Annotated in this window: 1 pseudogene; it reads right to left on the reverse strand. The window is 63.6% G+C overall.

Annotated elements, in window-relative coordinates:
- A pseudogene (locus ACPYOM_RS22735) lies at window positions 1-264 on the reverse strand (ABC transporter substrate-binding protein); the annotation flags it as partial.

Genomic DNA, 264 nt, shown 5'->3' on the forward strand with positions numbered 1-264 from the left:
GTGTAGATGCCCTCGAGCGTCTTCTTCAGCTCGGTCATGGTCGCCTGCACGTCGCCTTGCTGCGTGAGGATTTTGGCTGCGGACTTGGCCATTTCCTGGTCTGCGCCCGGCAGGAACACGCGGGCGTTGTCCTGGACCTTGGTGGCAGCGAGCTGGTCCATGGCTGTCTTGATCTGCGGAGTTGCCGCGAGGACAGAGGACATGTCTGCCGAGAGCCGGGTTGGCATATAGCCGGTGGCGGCGGAAAAGGCGGCAGTCTCCCCC

The sequence above is a fragment of the Monashia sp. HAY1-2A genome, from assembly GCF_056755315.1.